This window comes from Enterobacter sp. PL_is514, assembly GCF_055816715.1.
In genome coordinates this window covers 1-7,182 of sequence record NZ_JBVPGN010000015.1, presented here as the reverse complement: position 1 = coordinate 7,182, position 7,182 = coordinate 1, and the positions used below count along the sequence as shown (strand labels likewise).

Annotated in this window: 5 protein-coding genes and 1 pseudogene; all 6 read right to left on the bottom strand. The window is 57.8% G+C overall.

The features are described from left to right. Positions 1 to 3,663 (bottom strand): annotated as a pseudogene (locus tag AC0TNG_RS00210) (DUF6531 domain-containing protein); the annotation flags it as partial. 3 nt (positions 3,664 to 3,666) lie between these two features. Next, positions 3,667 to 4,107, bottom strand: coding sequence for a DcrB-related protein (locus AC0TNG_RS00205; protein ID WP_024909853.1), 441 nt, complete (start codon positions 4,105 to 4,107; stop codon positions 3,667 to 3,669). Between the two features lie 73 nt (positions 4,108 to 4,180). Beyond that, the gene (locus tag AC0TNG_RS00200; RefSeq protein ID WP_248164965.1) at positions 4,181 to 5,257 is read right to left on the bottom strand and encodes a hypothetical protein; all 1,077 of its coding nucleotides are present in this window, start codon (positions 5,255 to 5,257) and stop codon (positions 4,181 to 4,183) included. A 3-nt stretch (positions 5,258 to 5,260) separates the two neighbouring features. Further along, on the bottom strand, positions 5,261 to 5,815 hold the full coding sequence (locus tag AC0TNG_RS00195) for a hypothetical protein (protein WP_473712410.1): 555 nt from the start codon (positions 5,813 to 5,815) through the stop codon (positions 5,261 to 5,263). 75 nt (positions 5,816 to 5,890) lie between these two features. Continuing rightward, the gene (locus AC0TNG_RS00190; RefSeq protein WP_230581877.1) at positions 5,891 to 6,388 is read right to left on the bottom strand and encodes a hypothetical protein; all 498 of its coding nucleotides are present in this window, start codon (positions 6,386 to 6,388) and stop codon (positions 5,891 to 5,893) included. Then, on the bottom strand, positions 6,381 to 7,182 hold an 802-nt coding region (locus tag AC0TNG_RS00185), incomplete at its 5' end, for a type VI secretion system Vgr family protein (RefSeq protein WP_473723526.1). The genes AC0TNG_RS00185 and AC0TNG_RS00190, both read right to left, overlap by 8 nt.

Here is a 7,182-nt window from a genome sequence, read left to right as displayed (position 1 = left end):
CCCTGCATCCGCAGGTTCTGGGAATATCCTGATAGCTGCGTCTCGCTTTCCCGCAGCAGCTTGCCCCAGGCGCTGTTAACGCCTTCCCAGCGCACCTGCCCTTCGACATCCGTCATCCGTTCCGGCGTGCCGTTGGGCTGGCAGTGGAACCAGAAAATCTCCGGCGCTTCCACGCCGTCAATACGCGCCAGCGGGTCGTAGCTGTCCTGATCGCTGTAGACGTAAGTGAGCGGCACATCCCCGTGCACTTCCTGCAACAGCCGGAACCCTTCCCAGACAAACCGGGTGGTGACCGGCTTGCCGGTTGGCTGTCCGCCCAGCATCTGGCGTCGCGTTTTGCTGATGCGTCGCCCGAGCGGATCGTAGCGGAAGCTGACCTGCGTCTGAGGTTTATTGCGATCCCGCGGCTGGCTGATGACTTCCGTCAGGCGATGTTCGCCGTCGTAGCGGTAGTGCCAGCGGGTCTGGCCGTTATCCTTCTCCACGGTGCGGCCGTGGATGTCATAACGCCAGCGAATGCCGTTCAGCTGCGTCAGGCGGTTGTGCGTGACCTTCTCAGCAGATTCTTCGAGCGGGTTACCGGCAGCATCCCAGCGCCACTGCTCCTGGCCGGGCAGCGTGCCGTCCTGAACGAGCAGGCGCCCGGCGCTGTCGTACTGCCAGCGGTACCAGCTGAACGGGTTATCGTCCCGCTCTTCGCGCACCAGATTATTGCGGTAGTCGTAATCCCAGCGGCGGGACCAGCGGCGCGGTGACGGGCGCTGGGCATTGCCGGTAAAGACGTCCCGGCGGTGCAGTCGGCCGAGGCGGTCGTATTCGCTGCGGGTGGTCAACAGCCCCTGGGTGCGGCTGGTCTCACGGTGTAGTTCGTCGCGAGTAAAATCGGAGACCGACAGCTTGTCGAGAGCAATGCTGAGCAGATGCCCGCTGCCGTAGTAGAACTGCTTCAGCTCGCGGCCATCGGGCAGCGTGACGGAGGTGCGGTTGCCCAGCGCGTCATACTCCCACGCCAGCTCGCCGTGCTCGCCCGCCTCGCGCGTCACGCGACCGAGCGCATCATACTCAAAGACGAGCTCCTGCTCTGCCTCGGTGCTCCACGCGTCGGCTGAAAGCGCAGGATGCAGCCCAATCCGGCTTAACAGCCCGGACGGCGTGTAGTGGTAGCGTGTCTGCCCTTCCGGCGTGGTGCGGGCGACCAACTGACCGCTCGCGCTCCAGGCGAAGGCGTGGGTGATGGCCTCCGGATGACCGGCGGCAAACGTGCGCGCAATCGTGCGCCCGCAGGCATCATAGCGATACTGCGAGGCTACGCCATCGAGCCCCACCTCTTCCAGCAGCAGCGAGTCTGGCCCCCAGCGGAACTGATACGCTTCGCCGTTCTCGTTTTCCAGGGCAATCAGACGCCCGCGGCTGTCCCAGCGGCGGCGCACCTCTTCACCCTGCGTATTACGGGTGGCGGTTAAGCGCCCCGCCTCGTCATATCTGAACTCGCTCTCTTTCCCGTCGGCGCCCGCATGCTTTACCGGCAGGCCACGTTCGTTCCATTTGAGCGATTCCGTCCAGCCTTCCGGGCGATCGAGCTGCACCGGACGCCCTGCGGCGTCGTAGCGGTAGCGCGTCTCTTCACCGTCGGCGCCAGTCTCGGCCACCAGCCAGCCCAGCGGATGATAGCGATAGCGGGTAATTCGCCCGGAACAGTCCGTCGCACGAACGATCTGCCCGGCCTCGTTGTACTCCTGGTAGCGGCTGTTGCCTGCGGCATCGACCTCTTCCACGACCAGGCCGAACGCGTCCCGGCGCAGCTGCGTAGTCTGCCCCATCGGATCCACCATGCGCTTCAGCCCGTGGTGTTCGTCGTACCAGAACCGGGTGGCGCTGCCGTCGGCTTCGATAATAGCCGCGGGAAGCGCGCGGTGCTCCAGCCAGGTGGTGGTGCGGGTATTGCCGTCGGCATCGGTCTCCTGCACCCGGTTGCCCATCTCGTCGTAGACGAAGGTGACGGCGTTGCCGAGCGGATCGATGCGACGCGTGAGAAGCTCGTTATCATCCCACTCGTAGCGCCAGTTTTCACCGCGCTCGTCAACGTAGCGGACAATCAGATTCTGCGCGTTCCAGTAGTGGCGGCGCGTCTGACCATCGTAGTGCTCGACGGTCGTCAGCCCGGCGGCTAAATCATAGCTAAAGCGGCAGCCGTCGCCGGTGCTGGTGCGGTTTTCCACCACGCGCCAGTGGTCGAATTTTTGCCAGCGGTATTCGCTCTCCAGACCGCCCGGCAGGCAGTGCCAGACCATCAGCCCGTGCTCGTTATAACGGTATTCACGCGTCACCACGCCGGAGGCATCCGTCGCGCTCGCCAGCTGGCCGCGCGCGTCGTAGCCCCACTGCATCAGCGGCCAGGTTTGGTTGCCGTCGAAATGGCTGGCAGCGGTAACGCGATGCGGGAATCGTTCATCTTCATAGCGCACCGTCATCGTCGGCAATCGCCACGTCGCCGCCCTCATTGCGGCGGATAATGATGCCCTCGCTGATGCTGTAAAACGCACGGTCGACAGGCGGCAGTTCAAAGCTCAGCTCGCGCCCGGTTTCATCGAACCAGGTCGCATTGTTATCTTCCAGCGTCAGATAGCTGTCAAAAGTCGTTGCCCAGCCCAGACCAAACAGCCCTTCGCGGGTCGTCAGGCTGTTGTAGCTGCGCTGCCAGCGAAGCGGGAAGCGCCCCGGCAGCGAGAAGTCGAGCTCATCGTCGTCGTTCAGCACCTTCACGCCGGTGGCGGCGTGGACCGGGTGCGAGGAGCCAAACACGGCGTTGACGGCCATATCCGCCAGCATCCCGCCGCCGGCCGCCGCCAGCGCGCAGGGCATGTTTTTCAGGAGCTTGCCCGGACGCCCGCGCAGCAGGGAGAGCGCAATCATCCCCAGCGCCAGACCCGGCGTTTTACCGCTTTTGATATCGCGAACCGTGAGCGTGTCCCCGCCGATGATCACGTTCGGGGAGACGTCGTCGGACACGGTGCCTTCGCAGGTGGTGCGATCTTTCGCGCGCACCGCGGGCTGTCCGTTGATGAAGACGCTTTTAGAACCTTCCGCCAGATACTGCGGCCCGGAGTGCTTTTCACACGCCACCTTGTCTTCTTCCAGCGGCGAGGTCCCCGCCGCGGCAGAGGCCACGCTCGGCTGCCACATTTTGCTGCCAAACTGTCCGGCAGCGGAAAGCAGCATGCCCGCGTAATCGGCAAAGCTGCCCGGCGACTGCGGCTCAGGGGACGGTGTATCGGCGGGCGTCAGCGTGCCTGCCGCGCGGGCGGCGGGGATTGCGTTGGTCAGAACGTTGTTCGAGCCGGTGGTAATTTTACCCGCAGGCGACGGCGGGAAGAGCGCATTGCCTAACCCTTCCGCGGCGTTGCTGATATCGTCGGTGATCCCCGCCACGTTCGCCAGCACGCCGCCAATAATCCCGCTTAACAGACAGCTCGATCCAACTGCCGCCACGCCTGCTGCGGCGGCTCCAGCACCGAGGAGTGGCGCGGCGGCCGTAGCCGCCAGCCCCACCGCCGCGCCGATCACCGCATAGGCGGCACCTTCCGCCACAATGCTGGTGATGTCAGCAAAAATGCTGGAGTGAATAATCTCGTCGCCCTTACGGGCCGCGTTGTTATCGCTCATGCCTTACACATTCCGGTTGTCGTTTAGCGTCAGGCTCTGCTTAAGCGCGCTCCAGCGCACCTCGTCCTCTTCGGTAAAGGCTCTGAGTGCCGAGAGGGTAAAAATCATCAATACCGGTTTGCCCGGCGTCTGCACGGCCAGCTGTTTTTGCCACAGGCGTTGCCCGTTACGGTCAAACGTGGTTTCAACTTCCAGCCCGTTAATGTTTCCGTCAGGCCCGGCTTTTACGTCCCGGAATTCGCTCTGGGCGATCTCACCCATCTGAGGACGCAACACATCCCACTGGCGGTGAAACTCTTGTTTGTAGTCGCTGCCATCGGGAATCACACCGCGGCTGACCACTACGGACAGCCCGCTTTCGTCATCGCGAATAATGTTCATACTGTTATCCTGCCAGGCAGCAGGAAAAAGGGAAAACGAGCCTTCCTGGAGGGTGTATTTCATAAGTGAACTCGGGATGCTTAATATTGAGAGAAACAAGAAGGCCAATCGATGCTGGCCTTTTGGCTGGCTATAGTTATTTAAGCCACTGGCCTGACTGTTCGACTAAAACATGGCTGCCTTTGCTGACAACCAATTTCACGGGTGCATACGTGACGGTATAAGCGATCTCGCCGTTCTTGTACGTTGAGCCGATTATTTTACCTGCGGGGTCGTGTAACGTTTTTCCCTTTAAGGAGATCGTACTGTTATCGCTTTTGCGCACACCGAGATAAACCATCTGGTCACATTCACCCTCGAAACGCCCGCACTTGTTTATCAGAGAGATAGTGAACTTTTCGGTGTCCAGTTTTCTGGTTTCCGCGTTTTGAACCGAAGCGGCTTTACGTAACGTATAACGCAGCGGAGCATAATCATTTCCTTTTTGAGGAGGAGTAACTAAACGCCATTCCATTTCACTCCCCTTTAGTTCCAGAACAGCCCGTCCACCTGCGCCGCCAAACGATGAGTTGAACTCAACGTTCGCACGGTTTCCCGCGATCGTACCGCTAAGATTATGCTCATCATCTTCCGGGCAATCGATGCGGTTTCCTCTCCGGGAGACATAGCAATAAGACCCGGTGATACGGTTGCCAGATTCAGCTAGCCGCAGGGTTAACGTCGAGTCGTTCTCGAATTCACCAGCCCACTCCCCGTCAAACGCGAGTCCTGATTGGCTGCTTTTTGCAAACTGCATCGTATTGAATCTGGCGGCCCATTGCTGAATATCGGCATTAATGGCCTGACTATTATCAGATGACTGGTAATGGATAACGTTTGATTCTGGAACCACCCAGGCCGCAAAGATTTTGCCGTCAGGATTGATGACCAGCGCGGATGCGTTCTCCTGATAAAGATCTTTTAGCCAGCCCTCAACAAACAATCCGCCACCTGGGGTGGTATGTGGTTCGCCGAAGACATCAAAGTTATCAATAAAGGTCTGGTAATGATCTCCCAACGTCTTCCTGAGATTGTCTGTCACTTCGCTGTCGTTAACGATGCGTCTGACCGTATCGAGGTTATTGTATTGCGATAACTCTAACGCAGATGACGTTTCAACTGCGCCTGTCAATAAAGCCGTGAACAATACGGTTGCAACATATTTTTTGGTCATAAATTATTCTTGAGAATCATTGTTGTAATTCATCGTTATTTTTATAACGTTGTCGCCTTTTATCTCAAAAGAGAGCAGTTTTTTATCCAATTCGTAGGTAATCCACTGCTCCCCGGCATCATTTTCGACCTGACCGGTACCGTATGCGCTGTTCAGTTCCTTTCTCGTTGAACCCACATGGACACCGCGCGGCGTTGCGAAGTCTTCGGCAGTCAGCGTAATTTGAGACACGATATAATCATCAACGCTTCTTTCCGCTTTATCCCACCAGAGGTTGGAAGTGAATATTTCTACTCCAGCGTTTTGATGCTGAAAGAATTTATATTGGACTCCATCAAAAGGAACCTCACCGGTAAAACTGCCTTCCACCGGCACGCCAATTTTAGGGGCAATATCAGGCGTCCATCTGTCGCCCAGGGCGACAGGCTGGTCTTTGATCTGCACAGAAAAATCCCGTTTTGTCAGAACGGGAGGCATCACCTGAGCCAAAACCACATTGCTGCCGAGACAGGTAAACATCAGGACGGAACAAAGAAATATCGGCGTGTGTTTTTTCACGTTAATCGTCATTTATTGAATGTGTATGGCCATTATCACCCTGAAGAAACCGTCAGGACATGAGTGCAGTATTTCTTAGTCGGCGCTAATGACGACTGAACCCAGACAGTGAGGATTTTTCACGCTGAAACTGAAGCTCACTTTTTGTCCATTCATATCTTTTCGGGCTGTATAGCTGGTCACTTCGTTCTCCGAACGGCCGCGCGGATAATCAGTTAACCTCAGCTGCGGATAGCGCTTTTTAACGGTATCAAGCGTTATGCATTGACCTGAGGAAGGTGAAAAATTCAGTAAAGGCGCCATGCCGTCGTTTTGTTTGCTTAAACGTAACCCAATTGCGGTTATGTTCGTTCCATCAGCGAGTTTGATATCGTCGGCATTGTAGAAATTGATATATTCATTTTGCCTGGTCATCTTAAACGATAACGGCGCGTTACTGAGGGTTGTAACGGATAACGTCTTAAGCGATGCACTCATCCCGGAAATAAACATCCAAAGATCCTTTTTCTGCGCATCTCCTCCAGCCATTCCCGTCGTTAGTAACGCGATAAGCACCGCACCTGCTTTACTCATCTTTGGCCGTAAATTTCGCCTGCACCGCCGCATCAATATCCCCTTTATGCCCCGATCCCGGCGCCGTGGTGCCCGGTTTTGTACCAGAGGTATTCAGATGCAGCTTACCGCCCGTGGTGATATACCCATCCCCTTCCACGAAGAAGTTAAACTCTTTGCCGATGAGGTTAATCTTGCCGTTAGCATTCAGCTCAATGGCACTCTCACCGGAGACCAGCCGCAGCTTCGTCCCGGAAGCGATAACATACTGCTCCACCGCCGCATCCAGCTTGCCTTTACCCGTCAGGATCTCGGTGCCACCTTTCACGGCCTGTGTCTGGTTCGCTTCCACGCGATGCAGTTCATTTTTCTTCACGTAATGGCTGCGCTCGCCGCCGACGCTGTGCGTTTCATCATTTTTAACGCTGGTGTCCATGTTGCGCTCGGCCTGGATCCACACCTGCTCTGCACCCGCTTTATCCTCAAACCGCAGGGCGTTGGCGTTGTCCACGGAACCGTCTTTCGTGCGGCTCATAAAGCCCATCTGCGTCGCCGCAGCCGGCAGCGCCCACGGCGGCATGCTCGCGTCGTTGTACACGCGCCCGGTAATGATCGGACGGTCCGGGTCGCCGTTGATAAAGTCCACCACCACCTCATCGCCGACGCGCGGGATCTGCACCCCGCCGTAGCCCTGGCCCGCCCACGCGCTCGACACGCGCACCCAGCAGGAGCTGGTGTCATCGCCCTTCGCCAGACGGTCCCAGTGGAACTTCACCTTCACCCGACCGTATTTGTCCGTCCAGATACTCTCCCCG